This is a genomic window from Aureibacillus halotolerans (assembly GCF_004363045.1).
Lineage (GTDB): Bacteria > Bacillota > Bacilli > Bacillales > DSM-28697 > Aureibacillus > Aureibacillus halotolerans.
This window is the reverse complement of sequence record NZ_SNYJ01000009.1, coordinates 106,049-132,229: the sequence shown is the minus strand read 5'-3', so window position 1 is coordinate 132,229 and position 26,181 is coordinate 106,049. Positions and strand designations below refer to the sequence as shown.

Sequence of the window (26,181 nt, the reverse complement as noted above, 5' to 3'; positions counted from 1 at the left end):
GGGATTGAAGCCTTGAGAAGGAGTGGACTTTTTAGTCCCTTCTTTAAGGGGTCGGCCAGTCCAACACACCACCAGCGAGTCGTTTGACGCGGCGTTCTTTCTCCAACTGAGAGAGCAGGGCAAGGAGAGCCTGCTCTTTTTGCTTTGCCTCAATCATGACGTCAAACTCTATGCCGAGGCTAGTGGCAAGATGAAAAAAAGGTCTTACAAATGCCGGATCAACGAACTCAGCGTGCTTGCGAAACTCTTTTGCATTGCGTGGGGAAGAGAGGTGGACCTTTGGTTTGAAAGGAGACCGTTTCCAAGTTGCGAAAATGCTTGGCAAAAGGTCTTCAAGCGAACGTTCAGAAGGCAATGCTTTGTGATGATGGTAGTCAAACACCATTGGAATATTTGCCTGCTGGCATATGGCTAGCGTTTCTTCCGCATTGTATGTCCGATCATCATTTTCCAGTGTCATTAATAGACGAGCTTTTTTGGGAAGGCGTGAAAGGTTGCTATAAAAACGTTCAATGGCGGCCTTTTTGTCGCCATATGCGCCGCCTACGTGAATGTTAATGACTCCTCGTTGGGACAATTCCATCTGCTCGAACACCTGTTGATGATAGAGCATGTCACTTATGGCATTGGCGGTGATGTCGTCTCGGTCACTTGTAAACAAAGTAAATTGGTTAGGGTGCATGCTGAGGCGAAGCTGGTGGGTTTTACTGAACGTGCCGATTTCTCTAAATAGCGTTTGGAAGCGCTGCGAGTAATCCCACTGCACCTCTGGATGAGTGGCAAGTGGAATTAGTGAGGAGGACATACGATACAACGGGATGCCTTGTGCGACGTTGTAATGAAGAATACGTAGGGTGGTCTCCAAATTATGAGCAGCTGTTGCTTCAAGCTTACGCTGACGTTCGGCGGCAGATAATGTTGACCAGTGACGAAAGGTCATTGTGCTTGATGGTGACCCATCCCAAAGCGAAAGATTATTGGCTACATAGCCAAACCGTATGCGCATGACATGAAGCTCCTTTCCTGTCTTAAAGCAATCCGGCAACGAATGAGGCAACTGCGCGTTTCGTCCACTGGATCGGATTGGACTTTGTCAGCTCATCCAGTGTTAATATTGAGCTGCTTTGAATGTCTTGTTGAATATGTTGCTGCAAAAGCTTTATCAATTGTTGGTCTGAAGACAGGCAATTCATCTCACTGTTTAAGAAAAAGCTGCGCCGATCAAAATTCGCCGTTCCGATGTCCACGTAAGACGAATCAATCATACATAATTTCCCGTGATAAAACCCTTTTTCGTATTGATACACAGGACAACCCAACTCCAGTAACTGCTTTAGGTAAGGGTATGATGCTTCCTGAACGAGCAGATGATCTGTCTTTTTCGGTACGAGCACGGAGACCTTAATTCCTCGTTTCACCGCATCCACTAAAGCCATCATGACCGGATGATTTGGGATAAAATAAGGAGACCCAATAAAGATCGATGCGTTTGCCTTGTTAAAAAGCTCTATGTAGTGATGAGCTACACTCGAGCCGTTTGAAATAAAAAAAGTGTACGACTTTTGCTCTAGAGGCGTTGTTGCCTTATTTAAATGGGGCTCGTTTTTGATCTGTTTTGCCTTGGCGAAATCCTTGGCAAAAACCGATTGGACAATTGGGACTGCATCCCCAGTAAACCGAAGATGATAATCTCGCCAAGGGCCAAATTTAGGTTTTTCACCGAGGTATTCCTTGGCGACATTGAATCCACCAAGATAGCTAATTTCTCCATCTATGACAGCGATTTTACGATGATTTCGTGCCAAAGCTTTAAAAAAGATGAATGGGAAATTAGGGGTATGGCTGAAAGCGAAGCGAACGCCTGCCTCTTCTATTTCTTTAATTACCTTTTTGCCAATTCTAAAACTACCTAGCCGATCTATAAGGAGAGAAACGGAGACGCCGCGTTGTGCTGCCTCTTTCAAATGCTGAAAAAACAATCGTGAAAGGGCATCTTTTTTGACGATGAAAAATGACACAGAAATGTCGTGTTTGGCGTTTTCAATATCGGCAAATAACGTGTCGAAAAACTCACCGCCATCTGTAAACAGCTGTGGTGTATCATTAAAGCCCTCAGAATAGAGTGAAGGATTATTTTTTGTAAACACACGTTTTCCAAAATAAATGTCTGCCCAAATAAAAATAATCAGAATCACGATTAAACTAAGGCACAGTAGTACAATACTCATCAAGTGTTCCTCCAGTAAAATAGTAAAGCGAATTTTCATTAGTATGACCGCTTTCGGTGTGATTCACTCAAAGGAAAAATCAACAAAAAGGACATTCTCACAAGGAATTCGCATTAGGATGTCTCAATTCTTTACGAAAAGGTGGCATAGACCACTGTAAAGTGTTTATAATGGTGAATAGTATATGCATCTGCAACGAAAAGGCAGATTGACTAAGGGATAAAGGGGACGCGTAAATGATTCAACAAAAGTTCAATGAAGAGCAGCTTGCTGAGCTTTCGATGCTCGACATTGCCTATGAGCTTCTATTAGACAAAGGAGCAACGATTGATTTTGACGTTCTTTTTGCAGAAATTTGCAAGCTTAAAGATTTTACAGAAGAGCAAAAAATAGACAAGATTGCTCGCTTGTTTTCCGACCTCAATGTGGATGGACGGTTTATGAGTGCTGGCGACAATAACTGGGGCTTGAAGCGTTGGTATCCTGTAGACACTACCGAAGAGGACCTAACGCCAGCGAAGCCAAAACGCAAACGTAAGAAAGCAGCCAAAAATGACTTTGACGACGATGATGATCTAGAGGATCTAGAGGACCTTGATGATTTGGATGATTTTGATGAGGACGACGAAAGCGATCTGGATAGTGCAGATGATGACGACGAGGACAACTTTGATGACGATGACCTTGAGTCTGAAAGCATTGATTTAGATGATGATGATGACGACGATGACGATGATGATGACGACGAGGATGACCTGAAATAGCCGTCTTGACTTCTCTCACACCCGCAAGTAAAATAGGTGTGGGCTCTTGACGGAATATAGGCTATTCATGGAAATAGTTTAATCAAAGCAAAAGTGCTCCCGCACAATAAAAAGGGGTCACTTTTGTTTTTTTGTGTGCCCATAAGAAAAGACGGCTTGCTCTGAACGAACAACATATTACGTATAGATGGGGTGGACTGTATGACAAAGTATATTTTTGTAACTGGAGGCGTTGTGTCGTCCCTAGGTAAAGGCATCACTGCTGCGTCCTTAGGCCGATTGTTAAAAAATCGCGGTCTGAACGTAACGATTCAAAAATTCGATCCATACATCAATGTCGATCCTGGAACGATGAGTCCTTACCAGCATGGGGAAGTTTTCGTGACAGATGATGGCGCAGAAACGGATTTGGATTTAGGTCATTATGAACGTTTTATCGACATTAATTTAAGCAAGTATTCAAATGTGACCACTGGAAAAATTTATTCCACAGTGTTAAGAAAGGAACGTCACGGCGATTATCTTGGCGGCACTGTGCAGGTCATCCCACATATAACGAACGAAATTAAAGAACGTGTTTATCGGACGGGCCGTGAAACGAATGCAGATATCGTTATTACCGAAATTGGTGGTACAGTGGGCGACATCGAGTCGTTGCCATTTTTAGAAGCCATCCGTCAGATTAAAAGTGATATTGGTGCTGAGCAGGTCATGTACATTCATTGTACACTCGTTCCATACATTCGCGCAGCGGGCGAAATGAAGACGAAGCCTACGCAGCATTCTGTGAAGGAGTTACGCTCGCTCGGTATTCAACCAAATGTCATTGTCGTACGAACGGAGTCTGCGATAACAACGGACATGAAAGAAAAAATTGCGTTGTTTTGTGACATCAATGCGAAATCAGTGATTGAATGCCGCGATGCCAACAACTTGTATGAGATTCCTCTAGCGTTGCAAAGCCAAAAGCTTGATCAGATTGTTTGCAACCATTTGAAGCTGAATTGCCAGGAAGCGGATATGACGGAATGGAATAAGCTCGTCGATCGCGTGACGAACTTAAAAGATTCGACACGCATTGCGCTTGTCGGGAAATATGTTGAGCTTCAAGATGCGTACCTTTCTGTCGTTGAGGCGCTGAAACATGCAGGATATGAGCATGACGCAGATATTGATATTAAATGGGTAAATTCTGAAGCAGTGACGTCAGAAAACGTCAGCGAGCTTTTGAGCGATGTTGATGGCATTTTAGTACCTGGAGGTTTCGGCAACCGAGGGATTGATGGTAAAATTGAAGCCACTCGTTTTGCCCGTGAAAACAATGTGCCTTTCCTAGGCATTTGTTTAGGTATGCAATTGGCCTCTGTAGAATTTGCTCGTCATGTGCTCGGTCATTCAGACGCGCATTCGGCGGAAATTTATCCAGAAACGACCTTCCCAATTATTGACCTATTGCCAGAACAAAAGGATGTAGAGGACTTAGGTGGGACGCTTCGGTTAGGCCTTTACCCATGCAAAATAGATAAAGACACAAAAACCTACGAGGCGTATGGGAAAGAAGTCATCTATGAGCGCCATCGTCACCGCTACGAATTTAACAATACGTACCGCGCAGAGATGGAGAAGCAAGGATTTGTTTTTTCAGGAACAAGCCCAGATGGTCGACTCGTCGAAATTATTGAGCTGAAGAACCATCCTTGGTTTGTCGCGTCTCAATTTCACCCGGAGTTCAGTTCGCGCCCAACCCGTCCACAGCCATTATTTAGAGATTTCGTAGGTGCTTCGCTAAAGCAATCTTTATAATCATCACATTTAAAAAAGCTGTCTTGCAGGTCATCGGTATGACTTGCGGACAGCTTTTTTTGGTGAGATCTTTAATTTGTTAGACAACTTCCGCAGTGCAAAAATCACCTTTAACGCTCGTAGTGCCTGACTGAGTAGAAGCAAGGTGAGACCGAATTACATCTTGCTGGCAGTGCTCACAATCCTCTAAATAACTAGCGGCAAAGAAAACACGATGAGGTCCTTTCGAAACGATGATGCACTTGTGCCCTTTAGGGTGTAACAAAATTACGACCGCTTCGTCAAAATACTGCGCTGTCCGCGGGCACGGCTTCAGCTTCCTCGGAATCTTGCTTTCCAAGGGGATCTTCAGCTCGCACTGTTCCCGCAGGAGTCTGCGTATTTTGACTACGCTGATGGTTGTTTCTGCGTAAATTGTTTTTATTTTGTCTCGGTCACATATAACGGAGAAAATGGAGAAGTGAGTTAAGCTGCTTTGCTTCGGCAAACAAGACAACTAAATGCATCGTTTCATACAAAGTTATATCACCTAATGCAGTATTGATGCAGCGGTGGACTTATGAGATCAATTGACCTCTCCAAAACACCTCCCGCTGTATTCAGTAAATAGGAATGATGCCGGTGCCCACAATTCTGTATTTCTAAAAGGTCGTCTTTCAGTAAAGAAGCTGACTTTTAGAAGCTAAATCACTAGATGAGCCCCTTTTTAGCTCTTGTCACATCAAAAATCCTGCGGCAAAGAAAACACGATGAGGTATTTCCGAATCGATGTTGCACTTGTGCCCTTTAGGGTGAAAGCGAACGTATGACAGCTTGTATATAAAGCTACCCCAACAATAAATTGCAGGGTTTACTGAGTTATACCTAAGCGTGTCTGCTAAATGTAAGGTGCGAAAGTTGGGTTCGTTAAATTCAGTGAAGTTCATCCAAAATATCCTGTACTGTTAAACTGAGCCAGTAGTAAGCCATCAAGAAAGAAAATGCGTGGGGGATGACAACTCTTTTCCCATTCTCATTTGGATAAAGACCGTCTTTCACATGCATGGAGATGAAGATGTCCGCTAAAGAATATAGACCTTTCTCAGAAGAACTTGGATCTGAAGTTGATAGCGCAAGCACTTGAGCGCCCATAGATTGCGCTTTTTGGCACAAAGAGACTGCTTCCGTGTGATGTTCTCTAGGCACTGCAATAATGACACGGTCTGCCGTCGTAAAGCGCGGAATATGGTCTAACGATGCAATTGATGTCATAGCATGTAGAGAGGTTTGCTCAGTTGTGGAAGCATTTAGCGTATCGAGAATGCGTGCATCCTCTTTTGTGAACAAGTACAGAGTCCCATGGTTCGCTTGAGCAAGGAGACGAGCCCCATCTTCATACGCGGGCTCTTCTTCAGCCATGGCCTTAAAATGACCGAAAAGCTGGGTGGGAATAATTTGAAACATTTCTTTTGCCTCCAATATGCATACTTCGACATAATGTCTAGATATTCGCTAATCGTAGTATGAATTTCCTCACATTATCCTACAATAAAAAGCATAAATCACCAAAATCTTTTTATCTTCGGGAAGAATCGACCGATATAAGAAGGAAAAGTTTTTTATAGAAAGAATTAGTAATTACAGAGATTTTAATAGGAGCGTGGTTTATTCCTATTGAAAGGGCGGGGAAATATAGGTGAGCAAGAATATTTTGATCGTTGACGACCAGTACGGTATACGTATTTTACTAAATGAGATCTTAGTAAAGGAAGGATATGCTACTTTTCAAGCAGCCAATGGTGTACAAGCACTTTCTATACTTGAAAAAGAACGAATTGACTTAGTGTTGCTTGATATGAAAATTCCTGGAATGGATGGTATTGAAATACTGAGGCGAATGAAGCTCTTGGATCGCGATATTGATGTCATGATTATGACAGCATATGGTGAGCTTGATATGATTGAAGAAGCGGAAAGCCTTGGTGCTAAACGTCATTTTTCAAAGCCATTTGATATTGATGATGTTCGGGGAGCCATTCGAAATTTGCCAAACAAATAATGTGAAATGTATGTCATGCCGATAAAAGGAATACCAGGCGGACTTTTTCTTGAAGAGTTGCCGACAGCGACGGATATTGGTATGCTATGAATGACTATGATTTTAAAAGAATTTGTCGAAATGGTGAAGTAGCGTTTTAATTTTTTGTAAGCTTCACCCGAAACTTTTAGATCCCAAGGAGGCAACGTGCATGCCATTAGTGTCAATGAAGGATATGCTAAACAAAGCAAAAGCGGAAGGGTACGCTGTAGGGCAATTTAACTTAAATAACTTAGAGTTTACGCAAGCTATTTTGCTAGCTGCTCATGAAGAAAACTCACCAGTCATTCTTGGTGTTTCAGAAGGCGCGGCGCGTTATATGGGCGGTTTCAAAACCGTTGTTTCCATCGTGGAAGCGTTAATTGAAGATTATGGAATTACAGTTCCTGTGGCCATTCACCTTGATCACGGCTCTTCTTTTGAAAAATGTGTAGAGGCAATTCATGCAGGATTTACATCTGTTATGATTGACGGCTCTCATTATCCACTTGAAGAAAACATTGCTCTTACAAATAAAGTTGTCGAAGTGGCCCATCTCTTAGGTATCTCAGTTGAAGCTGAGCTTGGCCGTATCGGTGGACAAGAGGATGACTTAGTTGTAGATGATGCAGAAGCTGCCTATGCCATCCCATCTGAATGTGACCGACTTGTTCATGAAACAAATGTTGATTGTTTTGCGCCTGCACTAGGTTCTGTACATGGTCCATATAAAGGTGAACCAAACCTAGGCTTTGATCGTATGGAAGAAGTGAAAAACCTAACGGGTATTCCACTTGTTCTTCACGGTGGGACAGGCATTCCAACGAAGGATATCCAACGCGCTATCTCTCTTGGTACAGCAAAAATCAATGTAAATACTGAAAATCAAATTTCATCTGCAGCCCGTGTTCGCGAAGTTCTAGCGGAAAACGCTGAAATGTACGACCCACGTAAGTATCTTGGGCCGGCGCGTGATGCCATTAAAGAAACAGTCATCGGCAAAATGCGTGAATTTGGTTCTTCACAAAAAGCATAAGCATATAAGCAAGCACCCAAAAAGCATACATGTTGTCCGAAATTATGTTAAAGCACCTCCAATGGCGGTGCTTTTGCATGTTTTCAGAGCATGGTGTTTGTATTAAGGAATAAGAGAAGTAGTCGCCATGAACTGATCATGCATGATGCCTATTCGGAGGCATCACGTTGACTATTTCTCTACTTGAACAAGCATTGTATATCCAGTTTGTAAGATGAAATGAATAGATGCATACTAAAAATGTCTAAAAAAGCCGTCGATAACTCATTAAAGGAATTCAAACTATCGATCAAGAATCCGTTTAAAGCGCGAGAGAATAACTGCATACAATTTCCTTTAATGATCCATATTAATACAATACCCCTTGTGAGCGGTGAATCGCTTTGTGTGACGTATACTGCTTAAAACTGGGGATGTGCAGGCTGTATGTATACTTGGCGAAGTCGTTTGAAAAGGAGATCAAGAATCATGGAAAAGCTTTTAATTGAAGGGGGGCACCCGCTAAGAGGAACTGTTCGAATTAGCGGAGCGAAAAATAGTGCCGTCGCGTTATTGCCAGCTGCGATTTTAGCTCAGTCACCCGTCGTTATTGATGGATTGCCGAACATTTCAGATGTCAAAATTCTTTCTGACCTGCTTGAAGAAATCGGGGGGGAAACGACACTGACGAACGATCAAATCACGATTGATCCAACTCATATGGTTTCGATGCCTTTACCGAATGGAAGAGTAAAGAAGCTAAGAGCCTCTTATTATCTAATGGGCGCAATGCTCGGTCGCTTCAAAAAAGCCGTTGTTGGCTTGCCTGGCGGTTGCTATCTAGGGCCCCGTCCAATTGACCAGCATATTAAAGGCTTTGAAGCTTTAGGTGCAAAGATAACGAATGAACAAGGAGCACTATATCTCCGTGCAGATCGTTTAATTGGCGCAAAAATTTACTTGGATGTTGTTAGCGTTGGGGCGACCATTAATATTATGCTTGCCGCTGTGAGAGCAGAAGGAAAGACGACCATTGAAAATGCAGCGCGTGAACCAGAAATCATTGATGTGGCGACACTTCTGACGAGCATGGGTGCTCGCATCAAAGGCGCCGGAACGGATGTCATCCGAATTGAAGGGGTCAATGAACTCAAAGGCTGTCGGCACACTATTATTCCAGATCGTATTGAGGCGGGTACATATACCATTATGGCCGCTGGTGCAGGTGAGGATGTCATTATAGATAACGTTATTCCTCAGCATTTGGAATCATTAACTGCAAAGCTTAGGGAGATGGGGGCAACCATTGAAGAAAGCAACGATCAATTGCGCGTCTCAAAAATGGTCAAGCCGTCATCAGTCGACATCAAAACACTCGTCTATCCCGGCTTTCCAACAGATCTCCAACAACCGTTTACGACGCTGCTCACACAAGCAAGTGGGATGGCAATTGTGACAGACACCATCTACTCTGCGCGCTTTAAGCATATTGACGAATTGCGCCGTATGGGTGCAAACGTAAAAGTCGAAGGAAATTCAGCCATGATTTCTGGACCTGGCGTTTTGCAAAGCGCCAAAGTTAGAGCCTCAGATTTACGTGCAGGTGCTTGTCTCGTTGCTGCTGGCCTTTTAGCTGATGGAATCACTGAGATTACAGGCTTAGAGCATATCGATCGTGGATATGAGAATTTAGTAGAGAAGCTCAGTTCCATTGGGGCGTCCATTTGGCGTGAACAGATGGTCGAGCAGGAAATTAAACAATACCAAAATACGTAAAAGGTACCGGGAGCCCTCACTTAGGCTCCCGGCACTTTCGTAAACGTGGTGTCACTCGCGGAGGCATCGAGATAATTGGAATGGATCTCATGAACCTTACGGCGGGGCGTATTTTATGGCAAGGCATTTTCAAATATCTTAATGCAATTGGACATTGTCTTAACAAAACGAATTATAACTTGATGCAAACAAGGCGTTAGGGTTAAAATAAGGTATTGTCCGCACACATCCACATTTGCTTCAGACGATTATTCCCCTCATCTTCAAACATCTATCTTTCACTAATAACAAAGAGTGGTGCATTTATGGAATTGACGTTATCAAATTTAGAAAATATGAAGCTGCGCGAATTGTACGATCAAGCAAAAAAGCTGCAAATATCCTATTACAGTAAACTCAATAAAAAAGAGCTTATTTTTTCTATCCTAAAAGCTCAAGCTGAAAAGGATGGCTTTCTGTTTATGGAAGGCATTCTCGAAATTATCCAGTCTGAGGGCTTTGGTTTTCTTCGGCCGATCAATTACTCGCCAAGCTCAGAGGATATTTATATTTCTGCGTCTCAAATCCGTCGCTTTGATTTGAGAAACGGAGACCGTGTATCAGGCAAAGTGCGACCGCCAAAAGAAAATGAACGGTACTACGGGTTGCTCCATGTTGAGGCTGTGAATGGCGAGGATCCGGAAACCGCTAAAGAACGTGTGCATTTTCCGGCCTTGACGGCACTTTATCCAGATCGGTTTATGCATTTGGAAAATCAGCCAAACCAGATGTCAACGCGAATTGTTGATATGGTCGCACCCGTTGGTTTTGGACAGCGTGGCCTTATTGTCGCGCCGCCAAAAGCAGGGAAAACGATGCTGCTAAAAGAAATTGCGAACAGCATCACGACCAATCATCCTCATGCAGAGCTTATCGTTCTGCTTGTGGACGAGCGTCCAGAGGAAGTGACCGATATTGAACGGTCTGTGAAAGGCGATGTCGTAAGCTCGACATTTGATGAAGTCCCAGAAAACCATATTAAAGTTGCGGAGCTTGTGCTTGAGCGGGCGATGCGTCTTGTTGAGCACAAGAAGGATGTAGTTATTCTGATGGACAGCATCACGCGCTTAGCGAGGGCTTACAATCTTGTTATTCCTCCAAGTGGACGCACGCTCTCTGGAGGGATTGATCCAGCCGCCTTTCATCGTCCTAAACGCTTTTTCGGTGCAGCAAGAAACATCGAAGAAGGTGGCAGCCTAACAATTTTGGCAACAGCTCTGGTGGACACAGGCTCTCGTATGGATGACGTCATCTACGAAGAGTTTAAAGGAACCGGTAATATGGAGTTGCACCTAGATAGGGCGTTGTCTGAACGGCGTATTTTTCCTGCCATCGATATTCGTCGCTCGGGTACGAGAAAAGAAGAGCTCCTTTTACCAAAGCCAAACTTGGATAAACTGTGGGCGCTGCGTAAGACAATGAACGATTCTTCAGATTTTCTGGATCGCTTTATTCGCAAGCTAAAGCAATCAAAAACAAACGGAGAGTTCTTTCAGCTCATGGACGAAGAGCTTAAACAGCAGCAAGCAAGGAAGAGAAGCACGTCCTCAACCTCATAATAAACATACGGCGCCTCGATGGGCCGTTTTCTATTGAAATGACGAAGTGAAGAAGTGAGAGGGCATCGGTTGTAGGACTGTCCCTTTCGTTTAATTAATAAAGATCTTTACATAAAAAGGCAGGGTGTTTGAAATGAAAGGACAGACGATTGTGCGTCAGGGCAGTATTGAAGTCATTTGTGGCAGTATGTTTGCAGGAAAAACAGAAGCATTGATCCAACGTATCCGAGCGATTCGGGAGGCAAATGAAGACATTCAAGTCTTTAAGCCATCCATTGATCATCGGTACAGCCAAACCCGTGTTGTGTCGCATAACGGCGATGCGGAGGATAGTCACGTGATGATGTCTAGCGAAGCGCTTTTAGAAGCGGTGAATGAGGATATCCTGTGGGTAGCGGTTGATGAAGTTCAATTTTTTGACGAAGCCATTGTGGACAATATGTTACGCGTAGCTGATCGGGGCCATCACGTGATCGCAGCCGGTCTGGACCTTGATTTTAAAGGAGAACCCTTCCCTCATGTGTCGCGCTTATTATCAATGTCTGACCGTGTCACAAAGCTCCAGGGAGTGTGCGCCCAATGTGGCAAAAAAGCCAGCCGCACACAACGGCTTGTTGACGGGAAACCTGCAAGGGCGACGGACCCATTAATTGTTGTTGGTGGTGAAGAAGCTTACGAATCCCGTTGCCGCGTTTGTCATATCGTCGCCACGTAGTTGAATAAGTCGCTTGTGACCAGCGCAAACTACCTCTTAAAAGGAGGTGGGTGGCATGCGACGAGTGTTTATGAGTGCAAGCCTAGTGCTTTTACTAACCGCATGTGGTGGGGCAAGTGACCCTCTCGAAGAAAATGGAGCTGTATCAAATACGCAACATACAGAGAACCGTAACGGGCTATATGCACGAAACCTGGCGGATGGAGACCCTTCATCGATTAACCAAAATCCCGCATTTCGTGATCTGGTAGAAAATCGCCCTGACTTAGGTGACGATCAACGTGCCATCAAACGAACGGTCAATGAGACAGAAGGGGTACGATCAACAATGGTGGCCATTGATGGCAACCGCGTGACAATTCAGGCCCGTTTTCAAAAACGTTTTACACCTGCGGAAAAAGAACGCTTAACCGATTTGCTTTTTGACCAACTTCGAGCGCAAATGCCTAGATACGATATTCATTTGACGATTCGGTAACAATAAAAGGGCACGAAAGAATGAAAAGTGCCCGGAAAAGAGCATGAAGTGCCCGGAAATCAGGTGCGCGTGCCCGAAAAAGCAGTCAAAGTGTCCGAAAATCGGTGTGAAGTGCCCAAAAGAAGGAAAAGTGCCCGGAGCGGTGCTCTCATTATCAGAACAACAACAAAGAACGTGCCGCATCAAAAGGCACGTTCTTTGTTCGTTTTATGTCTTTGTACGGCGTGCCACCTGTTGAAGAGGGTCCCACACAGAGTTAAATGGAGGGGCATAGCTAAGATCAAGATCCTCCAAATCCTTTAGGCACATCCCGTGGAACAATGCGACCGACAGCACATCTATACGTTTGTCCACGCCGTGGCGTCCGATGATTTGTCCGCCAAGTAGCTTTTGATTGTCGGCATGATAGAACAGGCGAATGGTCATTTTTTCTCTGTTGGTAAAGTAGCTGGCAATATCCGTGGCGTTCGCTTCCGTCACCTTATAAGGAAAATCAAGCGCTTCGCATTCTGCGCCAGACAACCCCGTTTTAGCAATTTCAAGTCCGAAGAAGCGAAGAATCGATGTACCTGTAATCCCTTTAAATGCCCTAGACAGCCCTGCCATGTTTTGCCCTGCGATTTGGCCTTGCTTGTTCGCTGTTGTGCCAAGGGGCATATAGTCCTGGGTCCGCTTGACGATATTGTAATGGGTGGCACAATCACCAGCAGCAAATACATTCTCGACGTTCGTTCGCATATAGGCGTCCACTAGAACAGCTCCATTGCGGGCTTTGTGAAATGTATCATTGGGCAAAAACGATGTATTCGGCGTAATACCAGCGGCAATAATGACCAAATCAGCAGCATAACGACCCTTGCTTGTCATTACGTGGTGAACCTTTGAAGACCCCTCAAGACCCTCGACAGTGGCATTTAAAACGACATTGACGCCGTTCGCCTCTGCCTCTTTAAGGGCCAGCTCTGCAAGGTCTTCGTCGAGCATTGGCGCTAGTTGGTTTGATCGTTGAATGATCGTGACGTGTTTGCCCTGCTCCTTAAAATTTTCAGCTGCCTCTAAACCGACATACCCACCGCCGATGACGACAACATGTTCAATGTCAGGCAGTTGTTCATAAATGCGCTCTGCTTCGGGTACGGTTTTTATCGTATGAACACCTTTGAGATTGGTACCGGGCCAGTCCGGAATCTTAGGGCTCGCGCCAGAAGCAACGAGCAGAACATCATAAGAGATGGAAAAGGGCTGGTTATTTCCATAGTCCATTCCCATGACGAGCTTTTCATGAGTGTCCACCTTTTGGACGTCGTAGAGCACTCGTGTATCAATGCCGTATTTGTTCTCAAAGTCTTCACGTGACCGGGCGATGAGGTCATCACTTGAGGTGAGATGGCCACCGATAAAGTAAGGAAGCCCACATTGGCCATACGAAAACACTGTCCCTTTCTCTAACACAGTAATACGAGGTGAATCCTTCGTTCGAACGATTTGCATAGCAGCACTCATGCCGGCTGCGTCGCCACCAATGATTACAAAGTGCATGTCTTCATCCTCCTATCCAAAACCTATCATCATATTTCCCTAAAACGAACCCTTTCAAGCAACTTCAACGGGTGGGTTATTGCTTTTGACCCTTGTCCTCCTCTATACTACAATAGGGAACGTATGTGATATGTACGGCAATTGATTAGACAATTGAGATTGTAGTATTTGAAAATAGAGGTGACCTAGGTGTTCGAGCGATTAAAATCAGTTGAAGAACGTTATGAAAAGTTAAATGGTCTGTTAAGTGATCCAGATATAATTAGTGACACGAATAAACTTAGAGAGTACTCAAAAGAACAGTCTGATTTGACCGAAAAGGTAGAAGTGTATCGAGAGTATAAAGAGGTTTATGAAGCATTGACTGAAGCGAAAGCAATGCTCGATGAGAAACTGGATGATGAGATGAGAACAATGGTAAAGGAAGAGATCTCTGAGCTTCAGGAACGCGAGCAATCTTTAGCTGATGCGCTGCGAATTTTGTTGCTCCCGAAGGACCCTAATGATGACAAAAACGTTATTATGGAAGTTCGCGGTGCCGCTGGTGGAGACGAGGCAGCCTTGTTTGCTGGCGATTTGTATCGTATGTACTCCCGCTTTGCTGAATCTCAAGGTTGGAAGACGGAAGTGATTGATTCGAGCTCGACAGGTGTCGGGGGCTTCAAGGAAATCATTTTTATGGTCACTGGACAAGGAGCATACTCAAGACTGAAATTTGAAAATGGCGCTCACCGTGTGCAGCGTGTTCCAGAAACGGAATCAGGCGGGCGAATTCACACATCAACAGCTACGGTTGCGGCTCTCCCCGAAGCAGAAGAGGTGGAGGTCAATATCCACGAAAAGGATATTCGTGTGGATACGTTTACCTCTAGTGGCCCAGGCGGACAGAGCGTCAATACGACGATGTCAGCCGTGCGACTAACGCATATGCCTACAGGCGTTGTCGTGTCCTGCCAGGATGAAAAATCGCAAATCAAGAACAAAGAAAAAGCAATGAAAGTTTTGCGTGCCCGCGTGTACGATAAATTTCTTCAAGAAGCACGAGCTGAATACGATGAGACGAGAAAATCGGCTGTTGGAAGCGGCGATCGCTCAGAACGAATTCGAACGTACAATTTTCCGCAAAACCGAGTGACGGATCATCGAATTGGGCTTACGATCCAAAAGCTTGATCAAATCCTGCAAGGGAAGCTTGAAGAGTTTATTGATGCGCTCATTATGGAAGAACAAACAAATGCGATGGAGGCCAACGCCGAATGACGCTTCGAACGATAGACGAAGTCCTGCGTAAGGCTTCGTTTTTTTTACGTCAGCACCAGCGAGAAGAGCGTGTCGCAGAATGGCTTTGCATGCATGTCCTCCAAATGGATCGAGCCAAGCTTCTAGCTTCACTTCGTGACCCGATGCCAGAAAACACTCAAGCACAACTGGATGAGCTACTTCATCAGCATGCGAAAGGTCAGCCACTGCAATATTTGACAGGCCAGGAGCAATTTCTAGGAAGAACGTTTAGCGTGACACCAGATGTCCTCATTCCTCGACCAGAAACGGAGGAATTGGTGATGGCGGTTGAAGAGGCGATTAAGGATGTATTTCCTGGACCGCCAGCAACAATCGTAGATATAGGGACAGGAAGTGGCATTATTGCCGTTTCCTTGGCCGGGACTTATCCACATAGCTCAGTTTTGGCTGTGGATATTTCCGCAGACGCCATTGCCATTGCTAAACAAAATGCTGCTAGGCACAATGCGCATATCGACTTTCACCATGGCAGTTTGCTGTCGCCTTTCATTGAAAAAGGCGAAACAGCGAGCGTGATTGTGTCCAATCCTCCTTACATTTCACAAAAGGATTGGGAAGGCCTTGAAGAGACTGTACGTCAGTATGAGCCGAAGCAAGCGCTTATCGGCGGCGATCGAGGCGTCGAGCTTTATGAGCAGATCGCCAGTCAACTTCCATCCGTACTAGAAAAACCAGGCATTGCCGCTTTTGAAATTGGCTACGATCAAGGAGCGTCGGTGTCTAAGATTATGCAAGAGGCCATGCCTCACGCGTCGGTAAGATGTCTTCAAGATATGAATCATAGGGATCGCATTGTCATGATTGTGCAATGAAAGGACATCCTGTATGAAAAAATAAAAGATTCATAGTTTAAAAAGCATAAAGCCGGAGACACTGTTGTAGTGAGAGGACGGTGGGCATTATGCTAAAAAAACTAGCCATTATGTATATTCTATTATTATCGAGCAATACATTTTTATTTTCACAAGCTTCCCCAGTACAAGCTTTGGGAGAAACAATGGTAGAAACGCGGGTGATTCCCAATGAGGCGATCCGCTTGCGTATATTGGCCAATAGCGATTCTGCTGCTGATCAAGAATTAAAACGAGCGATCCGTGATCAAGTAACGGACGCCATGACAACATGGGTCATGGACCTAGAGGACATTGATGAAGCGCGGAACGTTGTTGCGGAAAAAGTGCCTGCGATTGAACAGCTTGTGCAGGAGGAATTGAAAAAAGCAGGGGTGCAGCAACGAGTAGAGGTATCTTACGGCGAAGCAGCGTTTCCAACGAAAATGTACGGACAAATGGTCTATCCCGCCGGCCAATACGAAGCGGTTGTCATCTCATTAGGCGAGGCGAAGGGAGCAAACTGGTGGTGTGTGCTCTTTCCCCCACTTTGTTTCATTGACTTTTCTGGGGGCGATGCCGTGCCTGCTGAACCTGAATCAGATACACAGCAATCAGATAAACCAAGTGACTCAGGCGAAATGAAATTCTTTATCGTAGAATGGATTCAAGGTCTTTGGGGATTGTTGACCAATTAACGCCAATTTCATGACGAAATACGATTCATGCAATGTTCGTTCTATGCTCTTCCTTTTCTTCATAGAGTTAGAAGAATCTCTCGTTTATTAGAAGAGTTGATAAGGAGGAGCGGAGTGACACATAAAGTGAGTGTTGGACAAGAGCAAGATGCACAACGATTGCAGCGATTTTACGATGCGTCCCCGTGTACAATCGATGTGGTGGAAAAGGACCCTCAAAACTTCGTGTTGATGAAAGCCAATGAAGAATTAATCGCAGCGTGTTATTTACTGAAAGAAAATGACGCAATGCTACTGCAAGCTTTTGTGTATCACAGTGTTGGTGGATCTGCAGGACTATACGCTTTTTTTGAAGGCGTTTTGTATACAGCAAAAAAGAGAGGCATGGCCACTGTATTTGTTGGTCAAACCTCCAATGCATTGGATGAATTATTTTCGTGGTTCGGATTCGTTGAGCGAACAGAACTAGTACCGGCGTGGGTAGAACAGCAGCTCGAGCAGCAAGGAACGCACCGAGTTCTTGCGTGTCGGCCATAAGCTACCCACAGGTTATGCACAACTGAGGACTAAGTTATCCACTGAATGGGGATAACTTGGTTTACGTTGTTGAAAACATTGACAGGTCAGGAGTGTCATCAATTGAATAGTAAACAAACCATTCGCTGGTCTGTGGATAAATTGTTAGCAACACCTGGTGATGATCAGAAAATTGGGGAGGCTGCAAAGGTATTACGAGCAGGAGGTACCGTCGCATTCCCGACAGAAACAGTGTATGGACTCGGGGCGAACGCGTATAACGAAGAAGCGGTGCGCAGAATTTTTAAAGCAAAAGGCCGCCCTGTAGACAACCCTTTAATTGTCCACATTAGCTCAGAGAAGCAGCTCTATGAGTTGGCATCAGATCTTCCGGACTATGCAGAGGCACTGGCTGAAGCGTTTTGGCCAGGGGCTCTCACGCTTGTCGTACCACATGCCGGCGCAGTCACGGCAGCCGTTACCGCGGGGTTGGAGACCGTTGGAATACGAATGCCGGAGCACCCAATCGCTTTAGCGTTAATCAATGCCGCTGGCCTCCCATTAGCTGCCCCAAGTGCAAATATGTCAGGGCGCCCAAGTCCTACAAGTGGCGCCCATGTATGGGAGGATTTAAACGGTAAAATAGATGGACTTGTGGACGGAGGGCTCGCTGGTGTTGGTGTAGAGTCCACAGTTGTGGATTGTTCGGGGGACAAGCCGGTGATTCTTCGTCCTGGTGGTGTGACGAAGGAGGCGATTGAAGCCCTTATAGGACCGATCGCCATAGACCCTGCCTTAAAAGAAGCCACCATCCAACCGAAATCACCAGGAGTTAAATATACACATTATGCACCTAAAGCAACACTGTTGCTTGTGGACAAGCAGTCTATCTCTATGGAGGATGCTGTAAAAGCATACCAAGCCGAAGGGAAAAAAGTGGGGCTTCTCTTGTTTGAGGAAAACGAGACGCTGCAAGCGATGGCAGCGTACAGTGTCATTTGTGGCAATGTGAACGAACCAGATAAGGTCGCAAGTGCACTTTTTGCAAGCTTGCGAGCCTTTGATACCCAGCCTGTGGATATCATCCTTAGTGAGACTGTTTCTGAAACTGGCATCGGTGCCGCCATAATGAATCGCCTCACGAAAGCGGCAGGCCATCAATGGTATCGAGTCGGCGAGTAAAGCGCAACAGGATACGATAACAGTAGAGCAAAAAACAGGGGCTGTCCCAAAAGTCATAGACATGACTTTTGAGGATAGCCTTTGTTTTTTAATGTGGTGTGACCGTTCAAATTACTTTCTAGCCCCACGACGTTTCTTTGCCAAATGAGAACATGAACCGTTCCTGTTTTTCTTACTGAGACAATTTACAATTTATGTAACACCATGAAAAATGAGTGCATCATTAAAAGCTGCCATTAGCGAGACTCCAGCGGCAAAGAAAACACGATGCGGTACTTTCGAATCGATGTTGCGCTTGTACCCGTAGGGTGAAAAGAAAACAAGATGAGGTCCTTTCGACCACTTCGTCAAAATACTTCGCTTTCCGCGGGCACGGCTTCAGCTTCCTCGGAAAGCAAGCTTTCCTGCGGGATCTTCAGCTCGCGCTGTTCCCGCAGGAGTCTACGTATGTTGACTACGCTGATGGTTGTTTCTGCGTAAATGGTTTTTTTGTCTCGGTCTCGTATAACGGAAAAAAAGCGTGTTAAGGCGTGTTGCTTTTGTGAACAAGACAAGGAAGTGCATCGTTTCATGCAAAGTTACATCAACGCTGGCTATGCTTGAGTGGACGCGAGGTGACATAGAAAAATGAACCTCTTCAAGACAACGCCTGCTGTATTTAGAAAATATAAAAGTGTCAAAGTTCACGATCCTTTATTTTCTAAAGGATCGCTTTTTAGTAACTAAGCGAATCTCTAAGCTCCAAATAACGAGATGAATCCTTTTTAATTCATGTCATAGCATAAAAAACAAGTGCATCATTAAAAGCAGCCACTAGCGAGACTCCAGCGGGAAAAGCGAGCTAAGCGAGACCCCACAGAGCGTGCAAGCGATCGAGGAGGCTCGCAGTTCGCCCGCGGAAAGCGAGCGTATGGCAGCTGTATAAAAAGCAAAGCCAACAATGAATTTCAGTTTTCCCACTAAATCTCAAAGTGTCTGCCAAATGTAAGGTGTGAAAGTTACTGAGAAAAAGGAAACCGTATCGGCCATTTTGTTCCAATCTCAGGAGCCCTAATCAAGGGTCTACTTTTCTCTTCTGAAGCATACATTGGACTAGTATTGCTCAAGGGGGAAAATTATGGAGCCATCCTTGATGGTTGCAGAGCTGGTATCGCTTTGTTTGCTGTCTGTCGCATTAAGTATGGACGCTTTTTCGGTGTCGATCGGTTTAGGAACGTTAAAGCTACGGAGAAGTCAAATGGTCTCCATTCCTTTGCTCATTGGTGTTTTTCATATGGGGATGCCATTGGCAGGGATCTGGATCGGACAAGTAATGTCTGTCCATTTAGGTCGCGGGGCTTCAATTATTGCAGGCGTTGTCCTGCTTTTGCTAGGGATTCAAATGGCCATTCAGTCACTTTCAAAGCATAATGGATATAAGAAGGCACCTCGTGGACTTGCTCTCTTCGCGTTTTGCTTTGGGGTAAGTGTCGACAGCTTTTCAGTTGGTCTTTCACTAGGCATATCGGGTGCACATGTTTTCTTAAGCATTACATTGATGGGATTATTCAGTGCTTGTTTGACGTGGTTCGGATTATGGTTAGGGCATCGGCTGAGTGCGTGGTTAGGGCCATACAGTCAAGTGCTCGGTGGCGTCGTTCTTATTGTATTTGGTCTCAAATTTGTTGCGTAACATACAGAAGTATTTTGATTTGGAGAACGGTAGGGGCTGTCTAAAAAGTCATCGTTGTGACTTTTTGGGCGGCTTTTCATTTTTTACTACCGTCGAATCTCCTGGCGATCATCCTCCAATGGACATTTTAGTACATATGCGTCTTATCTCTCTGGATTGGAGATGACTGATTTCTCACCGAGAGAACCGTCCACTCTGCAACGAAATGCAATCCTTATTTTGGAATGTGTTACGCTTGTTTACTTGCGTTGCCTCAGATTTGGCTTTATGATATGAAAAAAAGTGGGTAGGAACGGTGAAAACATGAAGGTTTTGTTTGTGTGTACGGGAAATACGTGTCGGAGTCCTATGGCAGAGGCGATATTTAATGCACAGGCACCGAATGGGATGGTCGCAAAATCCGCAGGCATATCCGCAGCACCTGGTGCCCCGGCAAACCAAAAAACAGCAGCTGTCCTGGCATCAAGCGGCGTGTCGATAAACCATGCGTCAGCACCCGTGTCGCAGGACGTGCTTGCATGGGCAGATCTTATTTTGACAATGGAAATGACTCATAAATCCGTCATTGTCATGTCGCACCCACATGTCGCTGATCGGTGCTTTACATTGAAGGAATATGTCCTTGGATTAGATCTCTGGAAGCAGCTAGATGCTCTAAAGGCTGAACAGGCGATGCAGATTGCTCTCGGAAACACGCCAACTAAGCACACGCAGCAAGACATTGAGACGTTGGAACAGGCCATTCAATCGCTCGGAGATATGGACATTGTCGATCCGTTTGGTGGGAGTTCAGCAGCGTATGAACAGACGTTTTCAGAGGTTTCAGACCTATTAGATCGTCTTTTTAAGCGTCTTGAAGCAGATGACGGAGGGAGTTGATCAGATGAATGAGCTGTATTCAGAGCTATCAACGGCTCTTGATGAATTTATGTCAGTGGCTCAATTTTCAAAGGACAGCCTGATTGTTGTGGGCTGCAGCACGAGTGAAGTGTCAGGGCAACATATTGGCTCCAGTGGCAGTGCAGATGTAGCTCAAGCGCTATATGCCCAGCTGAACAACTGGTCGCGTCAGCATCAATTGCAGCTGGCCTTTCAATCTTGTGAACATTTAAATCGTGCCCTTGTCCTAGAACGTGAAGCTGCACAACGCCGAGGCTACAATCCGGTGTTTGTGATTCCGGTAGCCAAAGCTGGAGGGGCCATGGCAGCACATGCCTATCGTCAGTTTGCAGACCCTGTTGTCGTCGAAAACATTCAAGCAGACGGTGGCATTGATATTGGACAAACGCTCATCGGCATGCACTTAAAGCCCGTGGCAGTACCACTTCGTAGCACAATTTTGCGTATTGGAGAAGCGCCAATTGTTTTGGCGACCACACGTTTAAAGCGAATTGGTGGCGAACGTGCGGTCTACGTACAGGAGTAAGTTGTATAGGATTCTTCTTTTTTTAGCCTCATAAATCGTTTTCAACGATAAGAAAACGAATAAAAATCAAAAAAAATTAAAAATCGTACGGATTTTATTACAAAAAGAAATTGAATGAGGTACAATGTAAGCGAATGTTCTACATTTGTACAACAGAAATCAATCATTTGCCGAATGACACATGCACTTAGACAATTTTTTGAAAAGAGGGATATTCCATGGATTCTACACTGCGTGATCAAGATCGGGACGTTTTTGAAGCCATTCAAAAGGAACTTGGAAGACAACGAGACAAAATTGAGCTCATTGCTTCAGAAAATTTTGTGTCACAAGCTGTCATGGAAGCACAAGGCTCTGTCTTAACGAACAAATATGCTGAAGGATACCCTGGGAAAAGGTATTATGGAGGCTGTGAATATGTCGATATCGTTGAGGATTTAGCTCGAGATCGCGCCAAACAAATTTTCGGCGCGGAGTATGTAAACGTCCAAGCGCATTCAGGCGCACAAGCGAATATGGCCGTCTATTATGCCTTTTTAGAGCATGGCGATAAAGTTCTCGGTATGAATCTTAGCCATGGCGGGCATTTGACACACGGAAGCCCAGTCAACTTCAGCGGAAAAGAATTTGATTTCGTTGATTATGGTGTGACGAAGGAAAATCAAACGATTGATTATGAAGATGTTCGTCAAAAAGCGTTGACGCATAAGCCGAAAATGATTGTTGCAGGGGCGAGCGCATACCCTCGCACAATCGACTTTGCGAAATTCCGTGAGATTGCGGATGAAGTTGGGGCATACCTCATGGTTGACATGGCTCATATTGCAGGCTTGGTTGCGACAGGCGATCACCCGACGCCAGTTGGTCATGCGCATTTCGTAACGACAACAACGCATAAAACATTGCGCGGTCCTCGTGGTGGGATGATTTTGTGCAGTGAAGAAGATGGCAAAAAGATCGACAAATCGATTTTTCCTGGCATTCAAGGTGGACCACTTATGCACGTCATCGCTGCCAAGGCCGTCTCTTTTGGAGAAGTCCTTCAAGATGAGTTTAAAACGTACTCTAAACAAGTGATTAAAAATGCGGTTGTGCTTGCGGAGACGTTAATAGAAGAAGGCGTTCAAATTGTCTCTGGTGGGACAGACAACCATCTTGTCCTTCTTGACTTGCAAACCCTTGGCATCACCGGGAAAGTAGCCGAGCATGCCCTTGATGAGGTAGGCGTCACTTGCAACAAAAACGCCATTCCGTTTGACCCAGAAAAACCATTTGTCACAAGTGGTGTTCGTTTAGGAACAGCAGCGGTTACGACTCGCGGCTTTAAAGAAGAGCACATCCGTGAAGTGGCTGCCATCATTGCCCTTGTCTTGAAAAATGTAGATTCAGAGGAAGCAAAAAAAGAAGCAGCTGAGCGCGTAGCTAAGCTTACTTCTAAGTTTCCGATGTACCCGTCACTTGGGTAATAATGCGTAGAAATGGGATTGGTTCATGCCAATCCTTTTTTCTATGCCGCTAACTGACCAGTTAAGTGCTTGATCTATCAAGGCTTTTTCTGTACAATTCTCTAAGGATTAGAGCCAATTGACGAAAGGGGAGAGAGCATGGGAAAAGTATATGTATTCGACCACCCGCTCATTCAACATAAACTAACGTACATTCGTAACAAAGAAACAGGAACAAAGGAGTTTCGGGAGCTCATTGATGAAGTGGCTGGGCTAATGGCATATGAAATTACCCGCGATTTGCCCTTGATGGATACAACGGTAGAAACCCCGGTAGCGACAGCAAAAGCTAAGGTGCTAGAAGGGAAAAAGCTTGGCATCATTCCTATTTTGCGCGCAGGTCTTGGAATGGTTGATGGCATTAAACAACTGATTCCGACGGCCCGTGTCGGTCATGTAGGACTGTATCGTGATCCGGAAACATTACAGCCGGTCGAATACTATGTGAAGCTCCCGTCGGATATTGAGGAGCGTGAATTGCTTGTCGTTGACCCGATGTTGGCAACAGGTGGATCGGCTGTCGAAGCGATTCATTCCTTGAAGAAGCGTGGAGCGAAAAATATCCGCTTAATTTGTATTATTGCTGCTCCAGAAGGCGTTGAGCTTGTTACAAAAGAACATCCAGACGTCGACATTTATTTAGCCGCGCAGGATGAACGCTTGAACGAAAAAGGCTATATTATTCCTGGATTGGGTGACGCAGGCGACCGCTTGTTCGGAACAAAATAACGAAGGGAGAGAACGTTACTTTGACTGAAAAACTTCGTGTCATGACGATTTTTGGTACACGCCCCGAGGCAGTAAAGATGGCGCCACTAGTGCTGGAGCTAGAAAAGTACGACGAAATTGAATCGATTGTTACTGTAACAGCGCAGCATCGTGAAATGCTCGATCAAGTGCTCGATGTATTTGATGTGAAACCTGACTATGACTTAAACATTATGAAGGCTCGTCAAACGCTAACCGAAGTCACGACAAGAGGTCTTGAGGGCTTGGATGGCATCATGAAAGATGTGAAGCCCGACGTCGTGCTCGTGCATGGCGATACAACAACAACCTTTATTGCGAGCTTGGCAGCATTTTATAATCAAGTAGCGGTCGGTCATGTGGAGGCGGGTTTACGGACGTGGAACAAGTTTTCTCCATTTCCTGAAGAAATGAACCGGCAGCTTACAGGAGTGCTCGCGGACTTGCATTTTGCTCCGACTGAAAAAGCGGCAAGAAACCTTCGCCAGGAAAACAAAGCGAATGAACATATCTTTATTACTGGAAACACCGCTATTGATGCGCTGTCTACAACCGTTCAAAGCGATTATGCACATAGCGTTCTAGAGAAGCTAGGCAATGACAGACTCGTTCTCATGACGGCACACCGCAGAGAGAATATCGGTCAACCGATGCACAATATCTTTAGAGCAGTGCGCAGAATTGCGGATGAACAAGAAGATGTGCAAGTCGTTTATCCGGTTCACTTAAATCCAGCTGTTCAGGAGATTGCCAATAAAGAACTTGGGGATCATCCTCGCATACACTTAATTGAACCGTTAGGGGTTATTGATTTTCACAATCTCGCTTCCCGAGCACACCTCATTTTGACGGATTCTGGCGGCGTTCAGGAAGAAGCCCCTTCATTAGGCGTGCCAGTACTTGTGCTGCGCGACACGACAGAACGCCCAGAAGGCATTGAAGCAGGAACGCTAAAACTGGTCGGTACAGATGAACAAGTTGTGTACGATCAGGCAACCGCATTACTAACCAATGACAGTGCCCATCAACTAATGGCACGTGCGGCGAATCCTTACGGTGATGGACAAGCCTCTCGCCGAATTGTTGAAGCGATCCTATATCATTTCAACAAGTTAGAGGAACGCCCACCGGCATTCGTGCCTAAAAAATAATAATGCTCATATTTTACAACTGCCCAGAAGTCATACAGAGACTACTGGGTAGTTTTTTGGGGTTCTATACTATTTGTTGGGGTATAGGCACAATTTGCACAAAAAAACACGCAAGCTCCGGAATCTCGTACATTTAAGTCGACCAAAACCAAGCGTGCGATAGGAGTTGTGTGTTTTGTGCAGTATATTACGGAGGTACTAGGGTTAAAAGGGGCAGGCGTATTCGCGCCAACCCCAACATTTGACTTAGACCCTTTTTTTGAGAGGTAGAAATTCATTGGTGTATAGCGTGTGCATTCTTTCTAATAGTTCCGGTGCCTGATCAATAAACTTTATTTTTGAAATCTTTCCCTTTGAGATAAACACACCTGATTCATTAAGATGTGTTTCAAAAGCTCCCTCGTATAACTGTTTAGCTCCGTGTGTTGGTTTAGGGAAAACAAATCTCTGAAGCCATTCGATAGGGAGGGGCAATCCGGATTTCTTCCCTTTTTTTAATGTGTTATTTCCTCCGGGGTCGACGCTTCGAATGTTGATCTGATCTTTGGCGAGCTGTGGTGCAACCGCATAGGTCCATAGTGTAAGGGCCAGCTTGGACGATGCATAGGGGCCAAACAGCTTGCGGAATTTCGTTGGGTGCTCAAGAGTAGCAATGCTTACTTCACTGGGGATTACTATAACTGAAGATGAAGTGTTTATAACCGTTTTTATGTGACCCGTTTTTAACAACGACATCATTTCCATCACGATAATATATGGAACGACAGCCATTAGTTCATAATGCAGCTCACGCCCTTGTTTAGAGGACTCTAAATCATCAAAGCTTCCTCCAGCATTATTAAACAGTACATCAATATGTTGTTCTTTGCTCTTGATTTCCCCTAAAGCCTCATGCAAACTGGTATAATCAGTAAGGTCCCTCACTTTATAATTCCGAAGTCTGCCAGACGCGATGGCTTTTTGAATAGCCGAGCTACCTAAAGGAAAGTCAGAACGGTTCAACGTAACGACTTGCCAGCCCTTTGCTAACAATTGCAGGGTTAATTCCAATCCAATCCCGCTGTTTGCACCTGTAATCATTGCAATGCGTGATGGCTGTTCTATACTCATTAATTGACGCCTCCTGTGAGTGGGTTTTAGTGAATCGTTCGTAGTGTATATCTTGGAGTCGACTTCAAGT

The 26,181-nt window shown here is 45.0% G+C and carries 24 protein-coding genes; 19 read left to right on the top strand and 5 right to left on the bottom strand.

The genetic code is table 11. The annotated features are described in order from the left end of the window. Positions 1–43 precede the first annotated feature (43 nt). Both uvsE and EV213_RS12125 read right to left on the bottom strand, forming a co-directional pair. A complete protein-coding gene (gene uvsE, locus EV213_RS12130; protein ID WP_133580811.1) occupies positions 44–1,006 on the bottom strand; it encodes a UV DNA damage repair endonuclease UvsE in 963 nt (320 codons plus the stop codon). 22 nt (positions 1,007–1,028) lie between these two features. Further along, positions 1,029–2,228: a phospholipase D-like domain-containing protein gene (locus tag EV213_RS12125; RefSeq protein WP_166639286.1), complete on the bottom strand. Its 1,200-nt coding sequence runs from the start codon at positions 2,226–2,228 to the stop codon at positions 1,029–1,031. Between the two features lie 236 nt (positions 2,229–2,464). Between EV213_RS12125 and rpoE the strand changes: the two genes are divergently transcribed. Next, positions 2,465–2,992 (top strand): DNA-directed RNA polymerase subunit delta, encoded by a 528-nt coding sequence (rpoE, locus tag EV213_RS12120; protein WP_133580809.1) that lies wholly within the window; start codon positions 2,465–2,467, stop codon positions 2,990–2,992. A gap of 201 nt (positions 2,993–3,193) precedes the next feature. Next, positions 3,194–4,795: a CTP synthase gene (locus EV213_RS12115; RefSeq protein ID WP_133580808.1), complete on the top strand. Its 1,602-nt coding sequence runs from the start codon at positions 3,194–3,196 to the stop codon at positions 4,793–4,795. Between the two features lie 912 nt (positions 4,796–5,707). Here EV213_RS12115 and EV213_RS12110 read toward each other — a convergent pair. Then, positions 5,708–6,238, bottom strand: a complete 531-nt coding sequence (locus EV213_RS12110) for a DUF2529 family protein (protein WP_133580807.1) — start codon at positions 6,236–6,238, stop codon at positions 5,708–5,710. Positions 6,239–6,470: 232 nt separating this feature from the next. Here EV213_RS12110 and EV213_RS12105 point away from each other — a divergent pair, with 232 nt between their 5' ends. The 6 genes from EV213_RS12105 to EV213_RS12080 all read left to right on the top strand — a co-directional run bounded on the left by EV213_RS12105 (position 6,471) and on the right by EV213_RS12080 (position 12,433). After that, on the top strand, positions 6,471–6,833 hold the full coding sequence (locus EV213_RS12105) for a response regulator (protein ID WP_133580806.1): 363 nt from the start codon (positions 6,471–6,473) through the stop codon (positions 6,831–6,833). Between the two features lie 190 nt (positions 6,834–7,023). After that, positions 7,024–7,887: a class II fructose-1,6-bisphosphate aldolase gene (fba, locus tag EV213_RS12100; protein ID WP_133580805.1), complete on the top strand. Its 864-nt coding sequence runs from the start codon at positions 7,024–7,026 to the stop codon at positions 7,885–7,887. Positions 7,888–8,355: 468 nt separating this feature from the next. Next, the gene (locus EV213_RS12095) at positions 8,356–9,642 is read left to right on the top strand and encodes a UDP-N-acetylglucosamine 1-carboxyvinyltransferase (RefSeq protein WP_133580804.1); all 1,287 of its coding nucleotides are present in this window, start codon (positions 8,356–8,358) and stop codon (positions 9,640–9,642) included. Between the two features lie 305 nt (positions 9,643–9,947). Further along, positions 9,948–11,240 (top strand): transcription termination factor Rho, encoded by a 1,293-nt coding sequence (gene rho, locus EV213_RS12090; RefSeq protein WP_133580803.1) that lies wholly within the window; start codon positions 9,948–9,950, stop codon positions 11,238–11,240. Between the two features lie 133 nt (positions 11,241–11,373). Next, positions 11,374–11,955 (top strand): thymidine kinase, encoded by a 582-nt coding sequence (locus EV213_RS12085; RefSeq protein WP_133580802.1) that lies wholly within the window; start codon positions 11,374–11,376, stop codon positions 11,953–11,955. 55 nt (positions 11,956–12,010) lie between these two features. Continuing rightward, on the top strand, positions 12,011–12,433 hold the full coding sequence (locus tag EV213_RS12080) for a hypothetical protein (RefSeq protein ID WP_133580801.1): 423 nt from the start codon (positions 12,011–12,013) through the stop codon (positions 12,431–12,433). 207 nt (positions 12,434–12,640) lie between these two features. Here EV213_RS12080 and EV213_RS12075 read toward each other — a convergent pair whose 3' ends face one another. Further along, positions 12,641–13,972, bottom strand: coding sequence for an FAD-dependent oxidoreductase (locus EV213_RS12075; protein WP_133580800.1), 1,332 nt, complete (start codon positions 13,970–13,972; stop codon positions 12,641–12,643). A 189-nt stretch (positions 13,973–14,161) separates the two neighbouring features. Between EV213_RS12075 and prfA the strand changes: the two genes are divergently transcribed. The 11 genes from prfA to wecB all read left to right on the top strand — a co-directional run bounded on the left by prfA (position 14,162) and on the right by wecB (position 25,001). Continuing rightward, positions 14,162–15,232 (top strand): peptide chain release factor 1, encoded by a 1,071-nt coding sequence (gene prfA / locus EV213_RS12070; protein WP_133580799.1) that lies wholly within the window; start codon positions 14,162–14,164, stop codon positions 15,230–15,232. Continuing rightward, positions 15,229–16,086, top strand: a complete 858-nt coding sequence (gene prmC / locus EV213_RS12065) for a peptide chain release factor N(5)-glutamine methyltransferase (RefSeq protein ID WP_133580798.1) — start codon at positions 15,229–15,231, stop codon at positions 16,084–16,086. The genes prfA and prmC overlap by 4 nt, the downstream gene beginning before the upstream one ends. An 89-nt stretch (positions 16,087–16,175) precedes the next feature. Beyond that, a complete protein-coding gene (gene spoIIR / locus EV213_RS12060; protein ID WP_208112749.1) occupies positions 16,176–16,802 on the top strand; it encodes a stage II sporulation protein R in 627 nt (208 codons plus the stop codon). 114 nt (positions 16,803–16,916) lie between these two features. Continuing rightward, complete coding sequence (locus tag EV213_RS12055; RefSeq protein ID WP_133580796.1) at positions 16,917–17,339, top strand: hypothetical protein; 423 nt, start codon at positions 16,917–16,919, stop codon at positions 17,337–17,339. A gap of 102 nt (positions 17,340–17,441) precedes the next feature. After that, the gene (locus EV213_RS12050) at positions 17,442–18,500 is read left to right on the top strand and encodes an L-threonylcarbamoyladenylate synthase (RefSeq protein WP_424923048.1); all 1,059 of its coding nucleotides are present in this window, start codon (positions 17,442–17,444) and stop codon (positions 18,498–18,500) included. Between the two features lie 1,117 nt (positions 18,501–19,617). Then, positions 19,618–20,172 carry a manganese efflux pump MntP gene (locus EV213_RS12040; RefSeq protein ID WP_243740078.1) on the top strand — a complete coding sequence of 185 codons (555 nt, stop codon included), beginning with the start codon at positions 19,618–19,620 and terminating at the stop codon, positions 20,170–20,172. Between the two features lie 303 nt (positions 20,173–20,475). Next, the gene (locus tag EV213_RS12035) at positions 20,476–21,051 is read left to right on the top strand and encodes a low molecular weight protein arginine phosphatase (protein ID WP_133580793.1); all 576 of its coding nucleotides are present in this window, start codon (positions 20,476–20,478) and stop codon (positions 21,049–21,051) included. Between the two features lie 4 nt (positions 21,052–21,055). After that, positions 21,056–21,598: a TIGR01440 family protein gene (locus tag EV213_RS12030; protein ID WP_133580792.1), complete on the top strand. Its 543-nt coding sequence runs from the start codon at positions 21,056–21,058 to the stop codon at positions 21,596–21,598. A 218-nt stretch (positions 21,599–21,816) separates the two neighbouring features. Continuing rightward, entirely contained in the window at positions 21,817–23,064 is a 1,248-nt protein-coding gene (locus EV213_RS12025; protein WP_133580791.1) for a serine hydroxymethyltransferase, read from the top strand. Positions 23,065–23,202: 138 nt separating this feature from the next. Next, a complete protein-coding gene (gene upp / locus EV213_RS12020) occupies positions 23,203–23,832 on the top strand; it encodes a uracil phosphoribosyltransferase (protein ID WP_133580790.1) in 630 nt (209 codons plus the stop codon). A gap of 20 nt (positions 23,833–23,852) precedes the next feature. Beyond that, positions 23,853–25,001 (top strand): non-hydrolyzing UDP-N-acetylglucosamine 2-epimerase, encoded by a 1,149-nt coding sequence (gene wecB / locus EV213_RS12015; RefSeq protein ID WP_133580789.1) that lies wholly within the window; start codon positions 23,853–23,855, stop codon positions 24,999–25,001. A 246-nt stretch (positions 25,002–25,247) separates the two neighbouring features. On the opposite strand, the gene EV213_RS12010 is transcribed toward wecB, so the two are convergent. After that, positions 25,248–26,111 (bottom strand): SDR family NAD(P)-dependent oxidoreductase, encoded by an 864-nt coding sequence (locus EV213_RS12010; protein ID WP_133580788.1) that lies wholly within the window; start codon positions 26,109–26,111, stop codon positions 25,248–25,250. Between the last annotated feature and the right edge of the window lie 70 nt (positions 26,112–26,181).

Excerpts from the sequence above, each read along its gene's own strand:
- rho (WP_133580803.1), top strand. The coding sequence starts at position 9,948 with ATGGAATTGACGTTATCAAATTTAGAAAATATGAAGCTGCGCGAATTG.
- fba (WP_133580805.1), top strand. The coding sequence starts at position 7,024 with ATGCCATTAGTGTCAATGAAGGATATGCTAAACAAAGCAAAAGCGGAA.
- EV213_RS12080 (WP_133580801.1), top strand. The coding sequence starts at position 12,011 with ATGCGACGAGTGTTTATGAGTGCAAGCCTAGTGCTTTTACTAACCGCA.
- EV213_RS12125 (WP_166639286.1), bottom strand. The coding sequence starts at position 2,228 with ATGAGTATTGTACTACTGTGCCTTAGTTTAATCGTGATTCTGATTATT.
- EV213_RS12030 (WP_133580792.1), top strand. The coding sequence starts at position 21,056 with ATGAATGAGCTGTATTCAGAGCTATCAACGGCTCTTGATGAATTTATG.
- EV213_RS12095 (WP_133580804.1), top strand. The coding sequence starts at position 8,356 with ATGGAAAAGCTTTTAATTGAAGGGGGGCACCCGCTAAGAGGAACTGTT.
- EV213_RS12035 (WP_133580793.1), top strand. The coding sequence starts at position 20,476 with ATGAAGGTTTTGTTTGTGTGTACGGGAAATACGTGTCGGAGTCCTATG.
- uvsE (WP_133580811.1), bottom strand. The coding sequence starts at position 1,006 with ATGCGCATACGGTTTGGCTATGTAGCCAATAATCTTTCGCTTTGGGAT.
- rpoE (WP_133580809.1), top strand. The coding sequence starts at position 2,465 with ATGATTCAACAAAAGTTCAATGAAGAGCAGCTTGCTGAGCTTTCGATG.
- EV213_RS12010 (WP_133580788.1), bottom strand. The coding sequence starts at position 26,111 with ATGAGTATAGAACAGCCATCACGCATTGCAATGATTACAGGTGCAAAC.
- prmC (WP_133580798.1), top strand. The coding sequence starts at position 15,229 with ATGACGCTTCGAACGATAGACGAAGTCCTGCGTAAGGCTTCGTTTTTT.
- EV213_RS12085 (WP_133580802.1), top strand. The coding sequence starts at position 11,374 with ATGAAAGGACAGACGATTGTGCGTCAGGGCAGTATTGAAGTCATTTGT.
- EV213_RS12110 (WP_133580807.1), bottom strand. The coding sequence starts at position 6,238 with ATGTTTCAAATTATTCCCACCCAGCTTTTCGGTCATTTTAAGGCCATG.
- upp (WP_133580790.1), top strand. The coding sequence starts at position 23,203 with ATGGGAAAAGTATATGTATTCGACCACCCGCTCATTCAACATAAACTA.
- EV213_RS12040 (WP_243740078.1), top strand. The coding sequence starts at position 19,618 with ATGGAGCCATCCTTGATGGTTGCAGAGCTGGTATCGCTTTGTTTGCTG.
- EV213_RS12025 (WP_133580791.1), top strand. The coding sequence starts at position 21,817 with ATGGATTCTACACTGCGTGATCAAGATCGGGACGTTTTTGAAGCCATT.
- spoIIR (WP_208112749.1), top strand. The coding sequence starts at position 16,176 with ATGCTAAAAAAACTAGCCATTATGTATATTCTATTATTATCGAGCAAT.
- EV213_RS12115 (WP_133580808.1), top strand. The coding sequence starts at position 3,194 with ATGACAAAGTATATTTTTGTAACTGGAGGCGTTGTGTCGTCCCTAGGT.
- EV213_RS12075 (WP_133580800.1), bottom strand. The coding sequence starts at position 13,972 with ATGCACTTTGTAATCATTGGTGGCGACGCAGCCGGCATGAGTGCTGCT.